The organism is Halospeciosus flavus (genome assembly GCF_029814175.1).
In the GTDB taxonomy this organism is placed as follows: Archaea; Halobacteriota; Halobacteria; order Halobacteriales; family Halobacteriaceae; genus Halospeciosus; species Halospeciosus flavus.
Genome location: NZ_CP122312.1, coordinates 611,714 through 633,232, shown reverse-complemented (window position 1 = coordinate 633,232; position 21,519 = coordinate 611,714). Strand labels below are relative to the sequence as shown.

Annotated in this window: 23 protein-coding genes; 12 read left to right on the top strand and 11 right to left on the bottom strand. The window is 67.6% G+C overall.

The genetic code is table 11. The features are described 5' to 3' along the window. Nucleotides 1-35 precede the first annotated feature (35 nt). From P0Y33_RS03110 to P0Y33_RS03100, 3 genes are all read left to right on the top strand, one after another. Complete coding sequence (locus P0Y33_RS03110; protein ID WP_279529105.1) at nucleotides 36-1,052, top strand: hypothetical protein; 1,017 nt, start codon at nucleotides 36-38, stop codon at nucleotides 1,050-1,052. A gap of 88 nt (nucleotides 1,053-1,140) precedes the next feature. Beyond that, entirely contained in the window at nucleotides 1,141-2,310 is a 1,170-nt protein-coding gene (locus tag P0Y33_RS03105) for a WD40/YVTN/BNR-like repeat-containing protein (protein WP_279529104.1), read from the top strand. A gap of 66 nt (nucleotides 2,311-2,376) precedes the next feature. Next, nucleotides 2,377-4,473 carry a hypothetical protein gene (locus P0Y33_RS03100; protein ID WP_279529103.1) on the top strand — a complete coding sequence of 699 codons (2,097 nt, stop codon included), beginning with the start codon at nucleotides 2,377-2,379 and terminating at the stop codon, nucleotides 4,471-4,473. 326 nt (nucleotides 4,474-4,799) lie between these two features. Here the strand turns inward: P0Y33_RS03100 and P0Y33_RS03095 are convergent, their stop codons facing one another. Further along, nucleotides 4,800-6,269, bottom strand: a complete 1,470-nt coding sequence (locus P0Y33_RS03095) for a WD40/YVTN/BNR-like repeat-containing protein (RefSeq protein ID WP_279529102.1) — start codon at nucleotides 6,267-6,269, stop codon at nucleotides 4,800-4,802. A 112-nt stretch (nucleotides 6,270-6,381) separates the two neighbouring features. Between P0Y33_RS03095 and P0Y33_RS03090 the strand changes: the two genes are divergently transcribed. Further along, nucleotides 6,382-7,152: a creatininase family protein gene (locus tag P0Y33_RS03090; RefSeq protein ID WP_279529101.1), complete on the top strand. Its 771-nt coding sequence runs from the start codon at nucleotides 6,382-6,384 to the stop codon at nucleotides 7,150-7,152. A gap of 149 nt (nucleotides 7,153-7,301) precedes the next feature. Here the strand turns inward: P0Y33_RS03090 and P0Y33_RS03085 are convergent, their stop codons facing one another. The 4 genes from P0Y33_RS03085 to P0Y33_RS03070 form a co-directional block, all read right to left on the bottom strand. Further along, nucleotides 7,302-7,697 (bottom strand): tautomerase family protein, encoded by a 396-nt coding sequence (locus tag P0Y33_RS03085; protein WP_279529100.1) that lies wholly within the window; start codon nucleotides 7,695-7,697, stop codon nucleotides 7,302-7,304. 196 nt (nucleotides 7,698-7,893) lie between these two features. Continuing rightward, entirely contained in the window at nucleotides 7,894-8,634 is a 741-nt protein-coding gene (locus P0Y33_RS03080) for a metallophosphoesterase (RefSeq protein WP_279529099.1), read from the bottom strand. Continuing rightward, the gene (locus P0Y33_RS03075) at nucleotides 8,634-10,322 is read right to left on the bottom strand and encodes an RPA family protein (protein ID WP_279529098.1); all 1,689 of its coding nucleotides are present in this window, start codon (nucleotides 10,320-10,322) and stop codon (nucleotides 8,634-8,636) included. Before P0Y33_RS03075 ends, P0Y33_RS03080 begins: the two co-directional genes overlap by 1 nt. Next, nucleotides 10,319-11,590 carry a Single-stranded DNA binding protein gene (locus P0Y33_RS03070; RefSeq protein ID WP_279529097.1) on the bottom strand — a complete coding sequence of 424 codons (1,272 nt, stop codon included), beginning with the start codon at nucleotides 11,588-11,590 and terminating at the stop codon, nucleotides 10,319-10,321. Before P0Y33_RS03070 ends, P0Y33_RS03075 begins: the two co-directional genes overlap by 4 nt. Nucleotides 11,591-11,712: 122 nt before the next feature. On the opposite strand from P0Y33_RS03070, the gene P0Y33_RS03065 reads away from it, so the two are divergent. From P0Y33_RS03065 to P0Y33_RS03050, 4 genes are all read left to right on the top strand, one after another. Further along, the gene (locus tag P0Y33_RS03065) at nucleotides 11,713-11,979 is read left to right on the top strand and encodes a type II secretion system protein (RefSeq protein WP_279529096.1); all 267 of its coding nucleotides are present in this window, start codon (nucleotides 11,713-11,715) and stop codon (nucleotides 11,977-11,979) included. 4 nt (nucleotides 11,980-11,983) lie between these two features. Continuing rightward, nucleotides 11,984-12,439 (top strand): hypothetical protein, encoded by a 456-nt coding sequence (locus tag P0Y33_RS03060; protein ID WP_279529095.1) that lies wholly within the window; start codon nucleotides 11,984-11,986, stop codon nucleotides 12,437-12,439. Between the two features lie 57 nt (nucleotides 12,440-12,496). Continuing rightward, nucleotides 12,497-13,012, top strand: a complete 516-nt coding sequence (locus tag P0Y33_RS03055; protein ID WP_279529094.1) for a DUF6149 family protein — start codon at nucleotides 12,497-12,499, stop codon at nucleotides 13,010-13,012. Between the two features lie 206 nt (nucleotides 13,013-13,218). Further along, on the top strand, nucleotides 13,219-13,878 hold the full coding sequence (locus tag P0Y33_RS03050; RefSeq protein WP_279529093.1) for a 2,5-diamino-6-(ribosylamino)-4(3H)-pyrimidinone 5'-phosphate reductase: 660 nt from the start codon (nucleotides 13,219-13,221) through the stop codon (nucleotides 13,876-13,878). On the opposite strand, the gene P0Y33_RS03045 is transcribed toward P0Y33_RS03050, so the two are convergent. The 5 genes from P0Y33_RS03045 to P0Y33_RS03025 all read right to left on the bottom strand — a co-directional run bounded on the left by P0Y33_RS03045 (nucleotide 13,866) and on the right by P0Y33_RS03025 (nucleotide 19,376). After that, nucleotides 13,866-14,675, bottom strand: coding sequence for a nucleotidyltransferase domain-containing protein (locus P0Y33_RS03045; protein WP_279529092.1), 810 nt, complete (start codon nucleotides 14,673-14,675; stop codon nucleotides 13,866-13,868). The two genes, P0Y33_RS03050 and P0Y33_RS03045, sit on opposite strands and share 13 nt — an antisense overlap. Nucleotides 14,676-14,751: 76 nt before the next feature. Beyond that, the gene (locus P0Y33_RS03040) at nucleotides 14,752-15,048 is read right to left on the bottom strand and encodes a DUF7545 family protein (RefSeq protein ID WP_279529091.1); all 297 of its coding nucleotides are present in this window, start codon (nucleotides 15,046-15,048) and stop codon (nucleotides 14,752-14,754) included. 63 nt (nucleotides 15,049-15,111) lie between these two features. Continuing rightward, a complete protein-coding gene (locus P0Y33_RS03035) occupies nucleotides 15,112-16,341 on the bottom strand; it encodes a mechanosensitive ion channel family protein (protein WP_279529090.1) in 1,230 nt (409 codons plus the stop codon). Between the two features lie 113 nt (nucleotides 16,342-16,454). Beyond that, nucleotides 16,455-17,783: a glutaredoxin 3 gene (gene grxC, locus P0Y33_RS03030; RefSeq protein WP_279529089.1), complete on the bottom strand. Its 1,329-nt coding sequence runs from the start codon at nucleotides 17,781-17,783 to the stop codon at nucleotides 16,455-16,457. 891 nt (nucleotides 17,784-18,674) lie between these two features. Continuing rightward, a complete protein-coding gene (locus P0Y33_RS03025) occupies nucleotides 18,675-19,376 on the bottom strand; it encodes an ArsR/SmtB family transcription factor (RefSeq protein ID WP_279529088.1) in 702 nt (233 codons plus the stop codon). A 77-nt stretch (nucleotides 19,377-19,453) separates the two neighbouring features. Here P0Y33_RS03025 and P0Y33_RS03020 point away from each other — a divergent pair, with 77 nt between their 5' ends. The 4 genes from P0Y33_RS03020 (at nucleotide 19,454) to P0Y33_RS03005 (ending at nucleotide 21,114) form a co-directional block, all read left to right on the top strand. After that, on the top strand, nucleotides 19,454-19,738 hold the full coding sequence (locus P0Y33_RS03020; RefSeq protein WP_279529087.1) for a DUF357 domain-containing protein: 285 nt from the start codon (nucleotides 19,454-19,456) through the stop codon (nucleotides 19,736-19,738). Between the two features lie 48 nt (nucleotides 19,739-19,786). Next, a complete protein-coding gene (locus P0Y33_RS03015) occupies nucleotides 19,787-20,419 on the top strand; it encodes a phosphoribosyltransferase (RefSeq protein ID WP_279529086.1) in 633 nt (210 codons plus the stop codon). A 66-nt stretch (nucleotides 20,420-20,485) separates the two neighbouring features. Then, the gene (locus P0Y33_RS03010; RefSeq protein ID WP_279529085.1) at nucleotides 20,486-20,884 is read left to right on the top strand and encodes a DUF2267 domain-containing protein; all 399 of its coding nucleotides are present in this window, start codon (nucleotides 20,486-20,488) and stop codon (nucleotides 20,882-20,884) included. 44 nt (nucleotides 20,885-20,928) lie between these two features. Beyond that, nucleotides 20,929-21,114, top strand: coding sequence for a DUF7836 family putative zinc-binding protein (locus P0Y33_RS03005; RefSeq protein ID WP_279529084.1), 186 nt, complete (start codon nucleotides 20,929-20,931; stop codon nucleotides 21,112-21,114). Here the strand turns inward: P0Y33_RS03005 and P0Y33_RS03000 are convergent. Next, nucleotides 21,111-21,509 (bottom strand): translation initiation factor IF-2 subunit beta, encoded by a 399-nt coding sequence (locus P0Y33_RS03000; RefSeq protein WP_279529083.1) that lies wholly within the window; start codon nucleotides 21,507-21,509, stop codon nucleotides 21,111-21,113. The genes P0Y33_RS03005 and P0Y33_RS03000 overlap by 4 nt on opposite strands. Nucleotides 21,510-21,519: the final 10 nt, after the last annotated feature.

Genomic DNA, 21,519 nt, shown 5'->3' with positions numbered 1-21,519 from the left:
CCTTTATTTATTCCAACTATTTATTTTGTGGTGTAATGTGGCAGACTGGCCCCGAAGCCGACAGGCCGGAGTGGCGCGTCGTCGAAGAAGTACCCGTAACGTCCACCATCTACGGCGTCGCCCAGACGTCCGAGGGCCCGTACGCAGTCAGCGGCGGCGGTGTCCTCATCGCGAACCGTGACGGTGACGAGGGGTGGGAGGTCGTTTTCGACGACGGTCCCGCGACCCGCGACAGCCGTCTCAAGGCTATCGACGTGACCGACGACGGGAAACGCGTCTGGATCGCCGGGTCCTCCGGCGCACTCGCCGCCTACGACGTCGAGGAGCGTCGGAAGTACGACTACTCCTACCCGAAGGAGATGACCTCCTCCTGGGAGGGGCTGACCGTCTCCGGCGAGGCCGGTTCGGAGAAGGCGCTCGTCGCCAACGGCTCCGGTGAAGTCCTCCCCTTCACGGTCGACGGCTTCGACGTCGACTGGGCGCCGGTGAGCAAGCCCGCGAAGAAGGGGTCGACCATCGCGGCGCTCGCGGCCGGTCCGGACGGCACGGGCTACGCGGTCGACACCTCCGGCAACGCGTTCAAGACGACGAAAGAGGAGGGGTGGGAGGACATCGGTATCGTCAACGCCCAGGTCGGGTTCTACGACATCTTCGCCGGACCGAACGGTCGGGTGTACGTCGCGGCGGGCGACGGCCGCCTCTACCGCTACGACGACTCTTACCGCTCGTGGACGCCCATCGGCGTCGCGAAGGAGACGCTCCGCGCCGTCGACCTCTTCCAGGAACAACTCGTCGTCCTCGGGGCGAGCGGCACCATCTACCAGCGGCGGATGGGTGGCGAGCGCTGGGAGAAGATCCACTCCCCGACGTCGAAGGACCTCTACGACCTGAGCCTCGGCTACCCCGACGTCGCCGTCGGTGAGGGTGGGACGGTCATCAAGCGCCCGCGCGGACACACGCGTCAGTCCGGGAAGAGCGCGGACGGCGACAACTACGAGAACCGCGGCGAGTTCTGGGACGGCGCCGACGACGACCAGAACTCCGGGAACTGACGTCGCTCGTCCCGCGTCTCGACGGCTCCCGTGGGTTCCCGGGTCGGCCGGCTACTTTATATTTACAGACAGATTATCAATGAATGCAATGTGGCAACTAGGCTCCGATTCCGACCAGCCCGAGTGGAGAGTCGTCGAGGAGGTCCCTATCAGCGACACGATCTACGACGTCGCGCAGACGAAGGAAGGTCCCTACGCCATCGCGAGCGACGGGACGATGATCGCGAACCGTGACCAGGACGACCAGTGGAACGTCGTCTTCGACGACGGTCCCGCGACCCGCAACAACCGACTGAAGGCGATGGACGTCACCGACGACGGGGCGCGCCTCTGGTTCCTCGGTTCCTCCGGTGCCCTGGGTTGTTACGACGTGAAAGAGCGGCGCAAGTACGACTACTCCTTCCCCAAGGAGATGACCTCGACGTGGGAGGGTATCGCTGTCTCCGGCAAGGCCGGGTCCGAGAAGGCCCTGGCCGCCAACGGCTCCGGTGAAGTCATGCCGTTCGCCATCGACGGCTTCGACGTCGACTGGGGCGTCGCCCGCAAGCCCGGCGGTGGGAAGTACAGTGGCTCCGGCGCGAACATCTCGGCGCTCGCGGCCGGTCCCGACGGCATCGGCTACGCGGTCAACACGTCCGGTGCCGCCTTCAGGACCACGAAGGAAGAAGGCTGGGAGCAGATCGGTATCGTCAACGCCCAGGTGAACTTCTACGACATCTACGCGGGCCCACAGGGTCGGGTGTACGTCGCGGCGGGTGACGGCCGCCTCTACCGCTACGACGACTCCTACCACTCCTGGACGCCCATCGGCGTCGCGAAGGGCGCGCTCCGTGCCGTCGACATCTTCCAGGACAAGATCGTCGCCCTCGGCGCCGGCGGGAACATCTACCAGCGAACCATGGGCGGTCAGCGCTGGGAGAAGATCCACACGCCGACGAGCGCCACGCTCTACGACATGGTTCTCGGTTACCCCGACGTCGCTGTCGGGAAGGGCGGGACCATCATGGTCCGACCACGCGGCCAGACCCGTCACTCCGGCAAGTCCAAGGACGGCGACAACTACGAAGGTCGCGGTGAACTCTGGGACGGTACCGACGACGACGAGAACCAGAGTTCGGGTGGCTCCTCGTCCGGTGACTCGACGTCCGGTGACTCGACGTCCGGTGACTCGACGTCCGGTGACTCCACTTCTGGTGACTCGACGTCCGGCGACAGCACGTCCGGCGACAGCACGTCCGGCGACTCGACGAGCTCGTAACCCTCCTGCGCTGGTCGACCGTCCACCCAGCCCTTTATAATTTTCAGACTGTTAGTCAGTGATAAGATGTTCCTATCGGTCCGTGCTTCGGGTTGGCGGACGGCGGAGGCTCCGGGGAAACCACCGTACCACGAGGTCGCGCTGACGGTCGGCGGCCCGCACGTCGCCACGAGCGACGGGACCCTCGTCGCGCCGACTGACGGCGAGTGGCGCGTCGTCCTCGACGACGGTCCGGCCGTCCGGGACGTGGGTCTCCGCTCGATGGCCGTCACTGACGACGGGAAGCGCCTCTGGTTCCTCGACCGGAGCGGGTTGCTCGCCGCCTACGACGTCGAGAGCGGGACGAGACACGACGTCTCCACCCCGGCCGACGGCACGACGTGGGAGGGTGTCGCCGTCTCCGGAGCGGCCGGCGACGAGCGCGGACTCGTCGCGAGTGGTGACGGCACGGTCCGGGCGTTCACCGGGACCGGGAACGACGTCTCCTGGCAGTCGTCGGCGTCCCCGACGGCGTCCGGTGAGACCGTCGCCGTCCTGGCCGTCGCCCCGGACGGCGTGGGCTACGTGGTCGACACGGGCGGCAACGCCGTCCGGACCGGGACGTCGGGGTGGACGGGGATGGGTCGAGTCAACCCGCAGACGACGCTCTACGGTATCCACGCCGCCGCCGGTGAACGGGTCGCCCTCGCCGCCGCCGACGGCCGACTCTACCAGTACGACCCACAGGACGGGACCTGGACGGGTCGACGCGTCACGAACGCACCGCTCCGTTCGGTCGACCGTGCCGGCGACCGATTCGTCGTCGGGAGTGGCGGGAGCGACGTGTACGTCGAACCGGACGGCGAACCGTTCTGGCAAGTGTCTCACACGCCGACGAGTGGGACGGTCCGCGACCTCGAAGCCGACGGGGAACTCGTCGTCGCCGTCGGTGGGTCGTACATCTCCCAGCAGGTCCCCGGCCGGGCGACCTCGGGGGCGGAATCGGGTTCGTCGACGCCGACCGAATCGGACGCCGCCGACGCCGAAGCGCGCGAGGACGCCGACGAACGCGGCGTCTGGGAACCCGCCGAGTCGACCGGCCCGTCGAAGGCACAACCGTCGCCGCCGAGCGACGCCTCGAGTTCACAGTCGTCGGGACAGGGAGAACAATCTGGTCAGTCGAAGTCGAAGAAACAGTCCGGCCAGTCGACGGAAGAAACGGCTTCCGAGAAGCACTCTGACCGGTCGGCGACGAAGGACGACTCGACGTCGAAGAACCAATCCGACCAATCGGCGTCGAAGGAGAAATCGACTCCCGAGAAACAGACTGGGCAGTCTACGTCGAAAGACGAGACGTCCTCGGAGAAGCACTCTGATAAATCGGCGTCGAAGGAGAAGTCGGCTTCCGAGAAACAGTCTGGTAAATCGGCGTCGGAGGGGAACCCGACGGCCGAGGAGCAATCCGACGAGACGACGCCGCAGGAGAACACTGACGGGTCGACGGGCGGGACGACCTCCGAGAAGCAACCCGACGAATCGGCCTCCGGGAGCAAGTCTGCGGAGCAGTCCGACCAGTCCACGTCGAAGCAGTCCGGTCGGCCGACGGAGACGCGCTCCGGGACGCAGACGTCGGAGGACCTCTGGGGTGACGAGGACGTACACAGCGGACTGTGGGAGTCCCGCGACACCGAACACGCCACGAGCAACCAGGACCCGATCGACTACTTCGAGGAGCACGAACTCTTCGAGGTCGTCGACTACGAGGACGTGGCGGACCTCGTCGACTGCGTCACCGTACTCGTCGACGACGCCGGCGAGCGCCACGCGGTCGAACTCGCGACGCCGGCCGACCCCGAGCAGCACTCGGACCCGGTGTCGCACTTCCGCGACGAGCGCGACGAGTTCGTCGTCGAACCCTACGACGACGTCGAGTCCTTCGAGGAGTGTGTCGCACTCGTCACGCAGAACGGCGACGTGTACGCCGTCCTCGTCGACCCGGAGCGTGGTCCCGAACGCGAGTGGTCCGCACTCGACTACTTCCCCGACTACGACGACTACGCCGTCGTCCCGTACGTGGACGTCGAGCGCTTCGACGAGTACGTGACGCTCGTCGTCGACGACGCCGGCGAGCGCTACGCCGTCCTCCTCGACGACGCCGAAGACGACGCTCCAGAAGACGTCTGAGAGGCGACCCCGTCTCTCGCGCGTCGACCGACCGGCCGTAGCGCGTCCCGACTACCGACGACTCGCTACTCGTTTCACTGCTCGTTTTTGGTCACGTCGTCAGATATCGCGAACGCGAGCGCGGCCGCTCGTCGTTGTTAGAGAGACGGGGTAGGTCGGACAGCGATGACCACACGTGGAAACCACGTGGGCTGAAAGGCGTCTGCCCGACCGTGCCGTCTACGTCTCTCTTCTCGCCCACGCTACAAAACCCCTCTGGTACGCCGACAGCCGTGGCTCTCCAGGGGAGCGTCGAAGAAAAAGAGCGGACTGAACGTCGGAGTCGCCTAGTTCTCGAGGAGTCGACGGAGAACGTCGACGTCGGCTTCCTCGGTCTTCGTTTTCGTCTCCGTCTCGCCGAGGCGTTCGAGGAGGACCGTCTCGATGTCGGCCGTCTCGGTGGTCTCGACCTCGCCGCCGCGCTCGCGGAGGAGCGCTTCGAGGTCGAGCGTCTCGGCGGTCTCGGCCGTCTCCTTCCCGCAGAGTTGCTCGCGGAGACGCGCTTCGGGTTCTGCTTCCGCTTCCGCCACGTCTTCGACGACGTCCTGCTCGCGGAAGATGTCCTCGCCCTCACGAGCGACGAGGCGCTCGGCGAGCAGCGAGACGATGTCGGCCTCTTCGAGGAGTTTGATTATCTCCTTCTTCTCGGTCCGCTGCTCGGTGAGCGTCTCGACGATGCCCGTGTAGCAGCCCTTCGCCTTCAGCAGTTCGAGGAGCTTCTCGCTCTCGATACGGGTGAGAAGCTCTTCGAGGATGATGGGACAGGGGTCCGGGTGCGGTTCGGGCTTCGGCTCTTCGTGTTTGTGCTTGCCCTTCTGCTTCTTTTTCTTCTCCTTCTTCGGCTTCTCGGCGGGCGGACGGACGATGACGGCGCCGGCCTTGCCGACGGCGACGTCCGGGTAGCCCATCGCGATGTCGAGGAGGTCCTTCCCGATGGGGGCCTCCTGTTTCTGCCAGCGGGCCTCGCCGCCGAGGGTCCGCCAGTAGAAGGTGTTGTCGTCGGCGAGGACGGTGACGTGACCCGATTCGGGGTGCGCGTCGACGGCGCGAAGCGGGGTCTCGGCGACCTCGATGGGCGTCCACTTGTCCTTCGTGTCGTCGAACCGGTAGAGGAGTCCGCTGTCCGCCGCGACGAAGACACGCCCCTTCTTCCCGGCGTAGATGTCGTTGAAGCCGACCTGTGCGTCCGGGATACCGATCTTCTCCCAGCTCTTCTCGTCGGTGGCGCGGTAGACGTTCCCGGAGGTGTCGGCCGCGTAGGCGACTCCCTTCGGGGTCACACCGAGCGTGGAGATGGTCGAGCCACCGCCGGGTTTCGTGGGCTCACCCCACGAGACGTCCGTCTTGTCGACGGTGAACGGGAGGACGGCACCCGAGCCGTTGGCGACGAGTACCTTCTCCTTCCCGGCCTTCCCGGTCACGGCGATGGACTGCCAGGAATCCGTGACGTCGCCTGTGTAGGAGTAGTTGTAGAGCTGTTTCGCCTCGACGTCGTACATCCCGAGCGCGCCGGAGGCGCCGGCGAACCAGATGCGCGCGCCGCCGTCCGTCGCGGCGACGGTCTTGAGCGTGCTGTTCTTGGAGGCAGGACCGGCCTCGACGACCGGGACCCAGCCGTACTCGGTCTCGGTGACGATGACGCCGCTCGCACCGACGGCGTAGGGACCGTCGGACGTCTGTGCGACGCCGTGGAGGTCGGCGTCGAAGTAGGTCTCGGCGACGTGCCAGTCCGGGTTGAATTTCTTATCGTGTGGCATCTAATTGTAATTAAGACCATTCTATGTTAAATGGGCGGGCGCACAGCGTGTGGGAGGGTGCCACGACTCCGCCACCCGAACGTTTCTGTGGTCGGCCGCCGAGGGTCCGGACATGTACCTCGCCGACGAAGCCTGGCCGGACCTGGAGACGTACTTCGAGGAGGAGTCGCTTGCCCTCGTCCCGCTGGGGTCGACCGAGCAACACGGACCCCACCTCCCCGAGGGGACCGACCACCTCATCGCCGAGGCGTTCGCCCGCGAGGTCGCCGACCGGACGGGCTACCTCTGCACGCCAACAGTAAATATCGGCGTCAGCCCTCACCACCGCCAGTTCTGGGGGACGATGTGGGTCGACGCACCGGTGTTCCGCGACTACGTCGAGTCGCTCGCGCGCAACCTCACCTACCACGGCATCGACCGCATCGTCTTCGTCAACGCCCACGGCGGCAACGTCCAGCACCTCCGGGAGGTCGGCCGTCGCCTCCGCGACGCCGGCGACGCGTACGCCGTCGAGTGGATGTGGGACGACGCCATCCCGGACCTCGTCGACGACCTCTTCGAGCAGAACGGTCCCCACGGCGGCCCGAAGGAGACGGCGATGATCCAGTACCTCCACGAGGAACTCGTCCACGAGGACCGCCTCGACGACGCGAAGGAGGGCGGCGTCCCGAGCGTCGCGGCGACGGGCAACGTCCGCCACGGCTCCCGGACGTTCTACGACGCCATCGACAACACCGACAACGGCGTCCTCGGCGACCAGACGGACGCGACCGCCGAGAAGGGCGAACAGTTGTTCGACGCCGCGAGCGACCAACTCGAACAGCTCTGTGAGTGGCTCGCCAACCAGGAGTTCGAGGCACTGCTCCCGAAAGAACACGTCTGAGACGGAAGTCGGGAACGCCCGACTTCCGTGGGGGGAGAGGGGAGGGGACCCTGACGGTCCCCGACACATATCGTCGATGTAATTATTTCAACCTATCGGTGGTGTTGATTGAGTCTGTCTGCTGTCCGGACACCCGATCTTGCCGACGCTCACTCGGTCGGATCGTCCTCATCGTGGTCCCAGGACGCGAGCGGTCCCTCGGCGAGGTGGAAGTCCTCGCCCGGGTGTTCGGTGTAGACGACGTAGCAGTTCGCGGTCGGGACACCGAAGCGCGCGTCGAGTTCGCCCACCAGCGACTCGGCGAGTTCGCGGCGCTGGTCGGCGCTGCGCCCCGCGCGGACGTCGGCGTTCACGACGGCCACCGGTTCGTCCGGTCCGGCCCGCCCGAGTGAGAGGGCGGCCGCGGGGTGGTTGCGGACGGTGACGGCGACGTGGTCCGTCCCGGTGTCCATCACGTGGGCGTACAACTCGGTCACCCAGTCGGTGAACGGCGCGGTCTCGTCGTCGTCCAGGTCGACCGTCGTCTCGAACTGGAGGTGTGGCATGTGCTACCAGGAGAGTCGTGCGCCGGGACGTAAGCGTTCCGCGTCGCCGTGGGACGTGCCCGCGGACGTTTCTGAGATATGGACCGCACAACGCATATATGCGCCACAGAAGCCGGATATTCGGCCCATATCTGAGATATGGCCGGCGTTGTCGAGATATCGGCCGAACAACTGAGATATGGCGTGGACCGCGCGCCTAGACGCGCCGGTACGGACCGAGTCGCGTCCCGTCGAGGAGGTACGCGTCGGCGCCGGGAATCGCTTCCGGGAGGAAGGGCGAGAGGAACCCCTGGCCCTCGACATTGACCCAACTCCCGCCGCAGAGGTCGTTGAACGCGGGACAGACGACGAGCTCGGCGTCGGCCTCGACGTGTTCGCCGTAGTGGTCCTGGAAGGGGTCAGTGGCCAGCGGTCCGCGGAGCCACGCTCGCTCGACGCGTGCGCCGCCGACCTCGTCTTCGAGACGGACGGCCGGGTGTTCGTGCCCGACGCAGACGACGTCGGCGTCAAGCACCTCGGGTGCGGGCCACGTGTGTCCGTGGAGGAGCCCCACACCGCCGCGAACCGCGCCCTCGGTGGGGATCACGTCGGCGAAGTAGGAGTCGAGTTCGCCGTCGTGGTTGCCCTTGACGAGCGTCGCGGGCACCGGGAGTTCCGCAACGAGCGCGTCGAGTTCCTCGCGTTCTGGCCCCTCGGGCGCGCCGAACTGGTGGCCGAGGTCGCCGAGGAAGACGACACGGTCGGCGTCGGTCTCCGCGACGAGCGAGAGCAACTGCTCGCGACGTGTGTCGGCCTGTGAGCCGACTTCGAGCCCGTCGCTGCGGAGCGCCTCTTCGATGCCGGCGTGGTAGTCCGCAACGACGAGGGCGTCCTCGTCGCCGAGCGACGCCACCGCCGCGGGTTCGTTCGGAACCGGTTCGACCCGCGTCCGCGCCATCAGATTGCTTTGAGGTTGTCCTCGCCGGACTCGTAGCAGCGACCGCTCATCAGCGCGGACTGGATGGCGTCGGCGACTTCGTCCTGCGAGACGTCGTAGCGCTCGACGATTGTCGCGACGAGGTCGTCGTGGTCCGCCCCGTCACCCTCGTCGAGTTCCTCCATGACGTCGATGACGGTGTCTTCGAGGTTGTCGAGTCCGGCGGCCGCGGTCGCCTCGCTCTCCTCGGTCGTCGGTTCCGACTCGACCTCTTCCTCGAAGGCCGCGGTCGTCTCCTCGACCGTCTCCTCGGAGTCCTCGACGTCCGGTTCGGTCTCGCTCTCGGCCTCGGCCCCGGCCTCGGGTGCCGCCTCCGGTTCGATGTCGGTCTCGCCGGCGTCGGGGACCTCGTTCCCGGAGGAGAAGCCGACGTCGAACTCCTCTTCGACTTCCTGGCGCTCCTCCTCGCTCAGTTCGTACATCTCGTCGGTGGCCTCGGCCTCGACGCCAGCCTCGCTCTCGGCGGACTCCGTCGAATCGGTCGACGGCTCGAAGTCACCGAGCGTTCCGGACTCGGCTGACTCGGCGGATTCGGTGGTCTCCGCGGACTCGGTGGATTCGACGGCTTCGGCAGTCTCGGTGGGTTCGGATTCAGCCTCGGTCTCGGCCTCGGACTTGCCCTCGGCTTCGGCTTCCTCCGACTCGGTCTCGAACTCGAACTCCGTCTCCGTCTCGACGGACGCCGCCGACTCCTCGGGAGCCTCCGTCTCGGTTTCGGGTTCGGCCTCGGCCTCGGCTTCGGTCTCTGCCTCGACTTCGGAGGGCTCCGTCGCCGACGCCGACGTGTCCGTCGTGCTCGCGGCCTCGGTCTCGTCGGTTTCGGCGCTCACCTCGCCGGTCGCTTCGGCAGTCACTTCCTCGGGTTCCGGCTCCGGTTCCGATGTCTCAGGTTCGGCCGCGGCACCGAAGTCCAGGTTCGCACCGAGGTCGGCGTCGACGGGACCGCCCTCCGCGGGCGTGACGTCGAGGCCGGAGACTTCGTCGCGTTCGCCGGCGACGACCTCGGCGGCCTCGACCGAGAGGTCGCGGACCGCTTCGAGGTACGTCTCGGTCGTCCCGTAGTGGTCGATGGCGAGGGGAACCCCAGCGGCTAGGTCGGGACGGACGCCCGCCGCGACCAGCGCGTCACGCAGCGTCTCACCGCGTTCCTCGCTGTCGAGTGCGTCGGCCATCGTTCCGACTCGTTCGACCGTCTGCTCGGCCGTACGGACGGTCCAGCGGTCGCGCGTCTCGGCGTCGACCGCGTTGATGGACTCCGGCCGGACGGACGTGTAGACGAGGTCCGAGTCCTCTGGCTGGAAGGTGCGGGCTTTCCCCGTCACGGCGACGAACGCGGGCACGTCGGCGGATTCGAGGAAGGCGAGTGCATCGGGCTGGTACTGCCCGGCGTAGACGACGAACGCGCCCGTCGGGTCGACGATGCGTGCGCGGAGGACGTCGTCGCTGACCTGCTCGACCTCGGTGAGGACGCCGACCACGAACATGCGGTTGACGCGTGCGCCGGTCGGCGTGACGACGTAGTTCGGCGCGCGCTCTTCGTCGCTCTCGGCGTAGCTGAAGTCGGCGTCGTCGAACTCGGCGGCGAAGACGCGCCAGGCGACCTCGCGGCGGCCGACAGCGTCGTCGGACTCGCTCTCGCTCCCACTCATGCTTCCACCTCCTCGAGGAAGGCCTCGGCACGCGCGGCCGGGTCGTCACTGGTCGGCCGGAAGTCGGTCGCTTCGAGGTTCGCGCCATAGTCGTCGACGCTCAGGTGGCCCCGGACGCGGTACTCGTGGCCGACGATACGGTCGCGGATGGTGTCAGCGACGACCTCCGTGTCCATGGCCGCACGGGCCTGTTCGAGGGCGTCTTCGAGCGTGCCGCCGTAGACGGTCTCGGTCGTCTCGCGGTCGAGGATGGCCGTCACCGTCGCGGTCCCGTCGTCGACGATGGCCTTCACGCGGAGGTCGTCCTCGCCGTCGACCTCACCGTGGGTGCGACATTGGCCCTTCTGGATGACGCGTCCGCACTCGGGACAGCGCTCGATGAGACCGGAGCCGTCGCGGACCTCGATGACGTTGCCGACGACTTCCACGTCGTAGGCGCCGCCGCGGTCGACGGCTTCGACGACGTTCATGCGTTGCGGGCCGCTCGTCTCGACCTCGCGGTCGAGCAGGTCGACTGTCGAGAACTCCGAGACGTTCACAGAGGGGACGCCACGGAACTGGCGGACGTAGACGTCCTCCAGTCGGACCGAGGCGCCCTCGGCGAGTTCGGCGTGCGGGTCCCAGTCGGTGAAGGGGAGGCGCGCCGTCTCGTCCGCGAGGACACCGGAGAGGATCTGCGTCTCGCCGTGGCGGCCGTCGATGGTGCGCTCTTCGACTTCGACGACCTTCGCCTCGACGTTGCGGCCGCGGTCGCCGGGTTCAAGGTCGGTGAGGTCGCGGTCGCCGCCGACCTCGTAGGGAACCGAGAGGTCCTCGTCGGCGGGTTGGACGGTTGAGGACTCGCCGAAGTTGAGTTCGGGCTCGCCCTCGTACTCGCGGACGGAGGCGTTGCCGATGGTTACGACGTCGCCGGCTTCGAGGCCGAAGTCCTCCCACGCGGTGTAGGAGATCTTGCCGGTCTCGTCGGCGAGTTCGCCCTCGTGGATGACGTGCTCCGAACCGTTGTAGAAGATGGAGCGCTCGCCGACCGTCAGGACGACGGCCGTGACGGTGACGTTGCCGCTCTCGGGCGTGACGTCGGCGATGTCGGCCGACGTCGGACCGGACGAACCGCCGCCGGAGTCGCCGCCGTACTTCCGGCGGACGCTCTGTTTGGCCTCGTCCACCGGGACGCTGTACTCCACGAGGTTCTGCAGGTCTGCTTTGACCTCCTCTTTGTCGACACCGAGGTCGGAGGCGAGTTCCTCGGCATGGTCGTCGATGTTCATTCACTCCCTACTCGGGGTTCCGGGGTAAAAAGGGTTCCTCGCGGGCGCGCGAGCGTGAGACAAATATGTGCTCGTGCGCCCCCACCCGAAACTTCAAGCGTCGTTCGTCCGACACCTTCGTCATGGCCCTCCACCCACTCCAGGCCGGATTCCCCGGCGGCGCCGAGTTGCTCGTCGTCCTGTTCGTCTTCGGCCTGTTCGCCGTCGTCCCGCTGGTCGCCGCGTTCCTCACCTACCGCGACGCCAACCGCCGAGGCAGTTCGCACGCCCTCGCGTGGGCCGCCGGCGCGTTCTTCGGCGGCGTCGTCGTGTGGGTGCTCTACTTCGTCGTCCGCGACGAGGTCGGTCCCGGGTTGAGACCAGGTCAGGCCCCGGAATCGGATGTCTGAGTCGATGCGCGACCGGATTCCCGGTCCGCTGTGGGAGGCAGGGAGACTGCTTGTCGTCTGGTTCTGTCTCTCGGCGCTGGTCGCTCCGTTCGTCTTCGGTGTGTTCGCCCTCGGGTTCTTCCCGCCGGACCCGATGGCATTCCTGGCACAGTTCGTCGTCGCGGGTCTCGTCGGAGCCGTCGTCACCGCGCTGTTCGAGTCACGCGGAGCGTCGGTACGGCGACTCGCAGTCTACACCCTCGCCGTCGTTGGCCTGAGCCAACTCCTCTCGACCGTGATGTCCGTCGGCCTTGTCGCCGTCGTCCGTGGCGTCGGTGGACTACCCACCGCGTTGCCCACCTTGGTCGGCGACGCCGTTGCACTCGTCCTCGCACTCGCACTCTTGGCCGTCTGCTACGTGCTGCCGTATTGGCTCGTCTACGGCGACGGCCGCGAGCACGTCAAGTCCGTGGTCGCCTGACCGCCGGGTTGCCTGCCGGCCCGAAAACACGACACACTCGCGGCCGAACACCCACCCATGAAGATCTACCAGACCTGGCGTAACTACGTCGCACAGGTCCTCCTCGACACACCCGCCGAACCGCTCGTCCGGCGGTGGCTCGTGAGTCTCCACACCGACTTCTTCCTCGACCAGGCCGAACGCGACGCCGAGGCGCGGAAGGAGCACCTTGACGCCCTCTTCGACGCCTCCATCGACGTGTACGAGCAGGCCCTCGACGAGGGGTTCCCCGAGGCCGAGGCCCGCGAAATCACCCACATCCAGGGCGACCACGACTTCTACAACCACGGGTGGGCCGAGTACCTGGAGGTCCCGCCCGAGGAACTCGACGAGCACTGGGAGCGCTACGCCGACTTCTACGAGCGCCACGGCTGTACGCCCGAGGACCCGCTGGGCGAGTTCGCACCACCGGGCGGTCTCCCCGACGCACCGGAGACCCCCGAGCGCCTCGAAGAAGACGAATTCCCCGTCGCCGAGTCCGGGATGGCCGACGACGTCTACGTACCCGCGCCGAACCTCGACGCCCGAACGTGAAGACAGACGGGCCGGTACCCCACTCACCTGGGGCGGCCCGTCCGGGATTGCTCCGGGTGACGCTCTCCCCCCATGGCCGTGTACTTTCGGAGCAATCCACGTCCCGATTCGTCGACCAACACAATCGTTCTACGGCTTGGTATACAAGTTCGCACTCGGTCCGCGACGGCGCAAACGCTTTCCTCCGCCACACCGAACGCCGGGCCATGTACGTCGTCGTGAACGCCGCGATGTCGGCGGACGGGAAACTCTCCACGCGCGAGCGCCGACAGATACGCATCTCCGGACCCGAGGACTTCGAGCGAGTCGACCGCCTCCGCGCCGAGTCGGACGCCGTGATGGTCGGTGTCGGTACCGTCCTCGCGGACGACCCCTCGCTGACGCTCGACGACCGGGACCTCGTCGCGGAGCGTGAGGCGATGGGACGAGACCCTCACCCGGCCCGCGTCGTCGCGGACTCGCACGCTCGCACCCCACCGGACGCGTCCATCCTCGACGACACGGCGAAGTCGTTCGTCCTCGTCGCCGAGGAGGAACCCACCGAACACGTCCAGTCGCTCGCGACGGCCGGCGCCGAGATGGTCGTCGCCGGCGAGAACCGCGTCGAACTCCCCGAAGCCTTCGAGAAACTGGAGAATCGCGGGGTCGAACGCCTGATGGTCGAGGGCGGCGGCGAACTCATCTTCTCGCTGTTCGAGGCGGACCTCGTCGACGAACTCCACACGTTCGTCGGCCCGAAAGTCATCGGCGGGCGCGACGCCCCGACGCTCGCGGACGGCGAGGGGTTCGTCGTCGACTTCCCGGAACTCGACCTCGTGAACGTCGAGCGCATCGACGACGGCGTCCTCCTGAGCTACGACGTCTGAGCGCGGTCTGTCTCTACTTCGGCGTCCAGCGCTCGCGCGAGGAACGCGTTCACCCGGTCGCGCTCGACGCCCCGGACGTTGTGCTGCTCGGGGTCGACGTGCTCGGGGAGCGACGCGACGAGGTCGCCGAACGGGTCGCCCACCGCGGCGTCGCCCTCGCCGGCACGTTTCCGGGCGACGAGTTCGCGGGCGGCCGTGAACACCCGGTCGTCGACGGTGATTTCGCCCGTCTCGACCTCGTCGAGGAAGTCGGGGAAGTCGAGCGTCGGGAAGTCGTGTGTCTCCCGGACGGAGCGAGCGTAGAGGGCCGCCCGGACGACGTGGAGGTTCCGCGAGACGGTCGGGTCCCGCCCCGTCCGGACGTACTTCTCGTGCTGGCGCGTGGCGAGCGAGCGGTAGTGGTGGTAGAGGTCGATTGGGACGAAGCGTTCGCGAACGTGCTCGGCGAGTCCCGAGACGTCGATGTGCCGACGGTAGACGAGTGGGCTACAGAGGAATTCCAGTGCGGCGGGGTTCGAATCGACGAGGAGTTCGGCGAAGCGCTTCGCGTTCCACGCCTTCACGTCCACACCCGCGAACTCGTCGTGGACCGACTCGACGTACGTCCCGAGTTGGACGTATTCCACCGGTCGCTGGGCGAAGACGACGCCCACGTCGTAGTCGCTGTCCGGTCCGGCCAGGTTCCACGCACGACTCCCCACGCCGTGGGCGACGAGGACGCGGACGTCGTACTCGTCTTCGACGCGCGCTAGCGCACGCTCGACGGCCTCGGGTGGATCGGGGTCGACTGCCGACATACTCACCTTACGTACACGGGTCCAGATAAAGAGCGGTCGTCGTCGAGACTCCGACCCGCCCTGCGACGAGGGCGCGTTAGTGCTGGTGTCCGGTCGCCTCGCCGTAGGACATGCCGAAGCGGTCCTCGAAGGCGTCGAGCATGGCGTCCTCGATGTCGCTGACTTCGGGAGACGGCTCGCCCTCGCCGTGGTGGGCGATCATGTGTGCGCGGGAGGCGAACGCCATCGTCGCGATGTCGCCGACGACCTCGGCCTTCGATTCGTCTTCTTCCTCGGAGAGCAGGTGGACGAGACCTTCGGGAATCTCGATCTCCTCCTCGCCGTCGGGGCCCTCGATGGTGAACGTGATGCGCTCGGTTGCAGCGTCGGACATACCCGAACTTCACGCGGGAGGGCTAATAAGGGACGGGATGCGCGGACCGGACGCCGGGACGACCTACTCGGCGTCGCCCCCGTCGCTGCCGGCGCTGTCGCCCGTGCTGTCGCCGGCGCTTTCGCCTCCCTCCCCGCTCTCGACGTCGACCGCTTCACCGCGCTGGGCGAGCGAGAAGGCGCCCTCCTCGCGGGCGCCGAGTGTCCGCTGCGGGAACGGGATGGTGATACCCGCCTCCTCGTAGCGTTCTTTGACGGCGCCGATGACGCGCGTCTTCGCCCGCCACATCCCTCGCGACGTGGGGTTCTCGATGTAGAAGCGACAGCGCAACACCACGGCGGAACTCCCAAACTCCGTGAGGACGACGTGCGGGTCGGGTTTCTCCAGGATGACGTCGTCGGCCGCGACCTCCTGCATCGCCGCCTCGGCGAGTTCCGTCGCCCGCTCGACGTCCGTGTCGTAGTCGACTCCGACGTCGACGCTCACCCGCAACCGGTCGAGTTTCGAGCGGTTGATCACCTTCGACGAGGTGATGATGTCGTTGGGAATCATCACGATCTCGTCGTCGAAGGTCTTGATCTGCGTGTTGACGATGGTGACGTCCTGAACGATGCCCTGGTCGTCGCCGACGACGATCCAGTCGCCGAGTTCGAACGGCCGCGAGAAGAGGACGACGAACCCCGCGAGGACCGAACCGAGCGTCTGCCGGGCGGCGAGTCCGAGTACGACCGAGAGCACACCGGCGCCGAGGAGGAGACTCCCGACGTTCACCCGCCACACGGCGAGCACCAGGAGGAAGACGACGACGAGGACGCCGAGGTGGACGAGGTGGTGGGCGATCTCCTGGTGGTGCTGGGAGAGGGCCTCGCGCTGGGCGGCGAAGCGGTCGACGATACGCTTGGCGAGGTGCGCCACCGCGTAGCCACCGGCGAGGAAGGCGAGCGTCAACACCGCCGCGACGGCGTCCCGCGGTCCGAGTTCGAGCGCGTCGGCGGCCAACTCGAAGGCCGTGGCGCCGCCCCAGAGGGCGACGACCGACGTCGCCGCCACCACCGCCGCCACCGTGACGAACAGCGCCTGGACCGTCTCGACGGCGAGGTCGTCGAAGTGGCGTTTCAGTCGCGGTCCACACCAGCGGACGGCCAACCCGAGGAGCACGACGACCGCCAGCAGCGCGAGCGTGCCGAGCGTCTGCCCGAGCACCGACTCGAACAGCGCGTCGACCCACTCGGCGGTGTCCGATCCCGGGATGTCCGACGTCGTCGTGCTCGTGGTCGTGTTGCCTGTCTGCACGTGAGAAAACCCCTCTTGGTGCGACCGACGAGCGAGCGAGTCTTCAAACCCACCGATGACCGGCGAGCGAGATTCTCACTCGCTCCCGCTGGTCGCTCGTTCCGAATCTCGTCTCAGTCGTCCGCGGGCGTTTCGGGCGCTTCCGCGCCCTCCGCTCCGGCCCGGGGGACCTCGCTCTCCAACCACTCGTCGGCGTCGAGCGCGGCCTTCACACCGTCGCCGGACGCGGTCGCGGCCTGCTGGTAGTGGAAGTCGACGACGTCTCCGGCGCCGAAGATGCCCTCGACGTCGGTCTTCGTCTGGCCGCCGCCACGGCCGCCCTTCGTGACGATGTAGCCGTCCTCGTCGAGTTCGACGCCGGTGTCTTCGAGGTAGCCCGTGTTCGGCGTGTGGCCGATGGCGACGAAGAAGGCGCCGACGTCGAGTTCGAACTCCTCGACGTCCTCACCCTCTTCCTGCTTGCGCTTGGGGTGACCCTCGGGGTGGCGGACGAGCGAGACGTGGTCGACACCCTCGTCGGCCGAGCCGTGGACCTCGGTCGCCTCGGTATTCCAGAGGACCTCGATGTCGCCGGCCTCGACCTTCTCTTCGAGACGCTCCTGCCAGTAGTCCTCAGCGCGGAGTTGGTCGCGGCGGTGGACGAGGTAGACGGTGTCCGCGAACTTCGTGAGGAAGTTGGCCTCCTCGACCGCGGCGTCGCCGCCGCCGACGACGACCATGTCCTCGCCGCGGAAGAACGCGCCGTCACACGTCGCGCAGGTGGAGACGCCGTAGCCCATCAGTTCGTCCTCGCCGGGGATGCCGAGCGTGCGGGCGGACGCACCGGAGGCGGCGATAACGGCGTCGGCGGTGTAGACGTCGCCGTTCGAGAGTTCGACGCGGAAGAGGCGCTGGGAGTCGTCGACCGACTCGACGACACCGTGTTCGATCTCCGCGCCGAAGCGCTTGGCCTGCTCTTTCATGTTGTTGATGAGCTCCGGCCCGGAGATGCCCTCGGGGAAGCCGGGGTAGTTCTCGACTTCGGTGGTGAGGGTGAGTTGGCCGCCGGGCTCGTCGCCCTCGAACAGCAGCGGGTCGTTGTTCGAGCGGGCGGCGTAGATGCCGGCGCTCAGTGCGGAGATGCCCGTCCCCGCGATGATGAGGCGACGGTGCTCCTCGACTTCTTCACCGCCGTCGGCGATACCGAGTTTCTCGTCGAGTTCGCCCTGCTGGTCGAGTTCATGGGTGTCGTCCCACCCACCGACGAGTTCGTCGTCGATGAAGACCTCGGGTGCGGTCTCGCGGCCGTTCGCCCGCTCCTTCATCTCCTCGAACAGCTCCTCGTCGCCCGTGACGTTGTACGTCTCGTAGTCGACGCCCTTGCTGTCGAAGAGGTCCTTCGCCTTCTCGCAGTAGGGACACTGTGTCTTCGTGTAGATCTCTACACGGGGCTCGTCACTCATGCGTAGAAGTGGGTGACTCAGCGGTTTGTAGGTTGCGCTGGAAGGGAAGATGGCCGGTGTTTCAAACGCGCGTTTGTGGCTCCCGAAGCTACTCGGCCCGCGTCGCCGAAGGACGCAGTGATGCCCGACCCGCGAACACGGAACGCCCTCCTCGCCGCGCTCGGGGGACTCCTCTGGACGGCCCTACCCGCCCTCGACGGCCCGCTCCCGACTGTCGTCCTCCTCGCACCGCTCATCCCGCCACTCCTCGGGTTCGGCGTCCTCGAAGTCTGGTCGCGCTACCGCGAGGCGTACGGGACTGCCGGCCGCGTGGGCGTCGCCCTCTCCGCGCTGGGACTCTGCTTCGTCTTCGTGCCGGCGCTCCTCTACGCGACGACCGACTTCGGGACCCAGCCACTCGGCGCGCTCGTCCTCGCGATTCCCGCCGGCGTCGGCGTCTTCTCGCTCTGGGCCGGGACCGTCTCGCTGGCGCTCGCGCTCCGGAACTGTGGCGTGGTCGGGACGCCGCTCGCCGTCGCGTTCGCCCTCGCTCTCCCCGCGAGTCTGCTCGTGAACGCACTCATGACGCCCGCGCTCGGAGTGGGTGTCGGCGTCTACGGCCTCGCCTGGGTCGCCGTCGCCACCCGACTCGCCCGTCCGGCCGAAGCCAGCGCCGACGTCACCCCTAGAAGTCGCCTCGACGTCTCGCCTCACCGTCTCGTCGCGGGCATCGTCGGTCTCGTCCTCGTGGGAGTGGGTGCTCCTGGTCTCCTGCTATGGTACGACGGCATCGCATCGACCTACATCCACACCGCCGGGACGACGCAATTCGTCGTGAACGTCCTCCACGTCGTCCTCGGAGCGGGGACGCTCGGGGCGGGAGCCGTCTCTGCCCACGCTGCACGGCTCTCGTTACGGGTCGTCGCCGTCGTCTGTCTCGGGACCGTCGTCGCGGCCGTCGCACCCGTCTGGCCGCCGGTCGCGGGTCTCGTCCTCGGCGTCTACCTCGGCCTCGCGCTCGTCTCGGGTATCGTCGGCTTCGGCGTCGCCGGTCCGGTGCCGGAGCGCGACCCAGCCGGCCCAGGCGACGACCACTGACAGTCCGGCGAGGAACACCCAGAGGCCGACGGGCGGCGGGCCGACGAGCGTGGGGCCACCGGCGGCACCACCGGGAGTCGGAACCACCTGTGCGTCGGGGAGGGCGTACTCGACGACTACCGCGAGTCCCGCCAGCGCGGCGACGGCGCCAAGCGCCCGCGAGAGTATTCGTTCGAGTTCGGCCGGGTCCTCGTCGCCGGCGACGAGCACGAGCGGGTCGCCCGCGGGGGCGTAGACGGTCATCTCGGTCCCCTTCTCCGAGTAGACGGTGTCGACGGCCGTCACGACGTCCGCGTCTTCGAGTCGCGAGAGGTGGTAGTGGACGTTCTGTGCGGTGGTGTCGGTCGTGTCGGCGAGTTCGGGCGGCGTCGCCGGGGCCCCGCGGAGCGCGTCGACGATGTGCCTGGCGGTCGACGAACCGAGGGCTTCGACCGCCGCCCCGTCGTCGGCGTCGAGGTCGACAACCTTCGGTTCGCGCTCGGGGAGCGAGACGTCGCGGCCGGGAGGGAGCGACATCGTCCCGGAGTGCGACGGCGAGTGGCTTAACGACACGGGACGAAGCGCTTACCCGGAACTCGCCCCTCACCTCACCCATGCCCGCCGACCTGCACGAGAAGATGGACCGCTACGAGGCGCTGCTCGCGGAGGCGCTCGACGCCGCCGAACCCGTCGCACCCGAGGGGACGCCGCTCGCCGAGTCCGCCGCCGAGTACGAGGAGATGGCCCGCTCCTACCTGGAGGACGGCCGCCACTTCCGGGACAACGACGACCCCGTGAACGCGCTCGCCTCCTTCTCTTACGGCCACGCGTGGATGGACGCGGGTGCGCGCATCGGCCTCTTCTCGGTCCCCGAGGAGGGGCACCTCTTCACGGTCTGAGGTCGACTGGCCCCCACGCTTACTGCGGGTCGGGACGCACTCCCACACATGTTCGAGGACCGAACTGACGCCGGCGAACGGCTCGCCGACCGACTTCGCGAGGAGGGCGTGGAGGCGGATATCGTCCTCGCCGTCCCGCGCGGGGGCCTCCCGCTCGGCCGCGCGGTGGCCGACGCACTCGACGCGCCGCTCGACATCGTCGCGGCGAAGAAACTGGGTGCGCCCGAGAACCCCGAGCTCGCCATCGGTGCGGCCGCGAGCACGGGGTCGGTCTGGGTGAACGACGACCTGGTCGAGCGCCTCGGCGTCGACGAGGCGTACATCGAGGCCGAGCGCGAACAGGCGGCTGAGACGGCGAAACAGAAGGTCGACACCTACCGCGACTGGCCCGCGCCCGACCTGGAGGGAAAGCGCGTCGTCATCGTCGACGACGGTGTCGCGACCGGTGCGACCATCCGGGCCTGCGCGATGGCCGCGAAAGACGAGGGAGCGACGTACGTCACCATCGCGGTCCCGGTCGGCCCGCCGGAGACCCTCGCGGCCCTCGAAAGCCTCGTCGACGACGTCGTGTGTCTCCAGTCGCCCGAGCACTTCGGGGCCGTCGGCCGCTTCTACCGCGACTTCTCGCAGGTGACCGACGAGGAGGCGATGACGTACCTCGACGCCGAGGAGCGCGGGTGACGGCAGTCACTCGGGGTGACCCGGCCATTACTAATAACAGAGAGCCGGGGGAAGCACCGAGTGGACATGAAGCACGACGAATTCGTAGGACGAGTCCAGCACCGTGCGGAACTCCCCACTCGCGGCCGCGCGATTCGCGTAACGCGCGCCGTCCTCACGACGCTGGGTGAGCGTCTGCAGCCGGGTGAGGCGTCCGACCTCGCCGCCGAACTCCCGCTTGAGATCGACTGGTTCATCCACGACGCGGACTCCGGTCAGATCTTTGACTACCAGCACTTCGTCCAGCGGGTCGCCGAGCGCGCCAACGCCGAGCAGGCCGACGCCAACTACTACGGTCAGGTCGTCATGGATGTCGTCAGCGAGACGACCTCCGAGAACGAACTGGAGGAGGTCAAAGATCAGCTCCCCGAGGACTACGACGACCTCTTCGAGCTGATCGGCGAGGACTACTACCCCGAGGAGTAATCCCGGCGGAAATCTTTTTCCCGACACCACACCCACACGCAACCATGGCACACGAGGCGTACGTGCAGCTACTCTGTCCCGAGTGTAACAAGAAGTGGGAGATGACGCCGAGCGAACTCCCCGAGGTCGACGAAAACTACAGCTGTCCGGACTGTCACGCGACACGCCGGACGGCCGAGTTCACGCGGACGAACCGCGACCTCGAGAACCTGAAGCGTCTGAAGTCCTAGACGGCGGAACGGGCGCCACACGCCTCACACTTGAGGCGTTCGACGTCGTTCTCGGTCTCGAGTTTCGTGTCCGGAAGCCCGCACTCCGGACAGGCGACGTACTTCTCGACGTACTCGTCGAGGACGTCGGCGACCCGGTCCTGGTCGAACTCGCCGGTGAGCCGCGCCCGTCCCTTCTCGTCGATCTGTGCGGCGGTCCCGAGCTCGTTCTGGATGAACTTCAGTACGTGGTCCTCCTCGCGACCGAGGCGGTCGAGCGTCGCCTGGAAGTTCTCGTACACCGTGACGTTCCCCTCCTTGCGGACCGTCGGGTCAGGGACCTCGAAGCGACTCTCCTCGCCGGCGATGTCCGGTTTCTCCTCCAGCGCGCGGTCGAGTTGCTCTTCGTAGTCCATGTTCGAACGG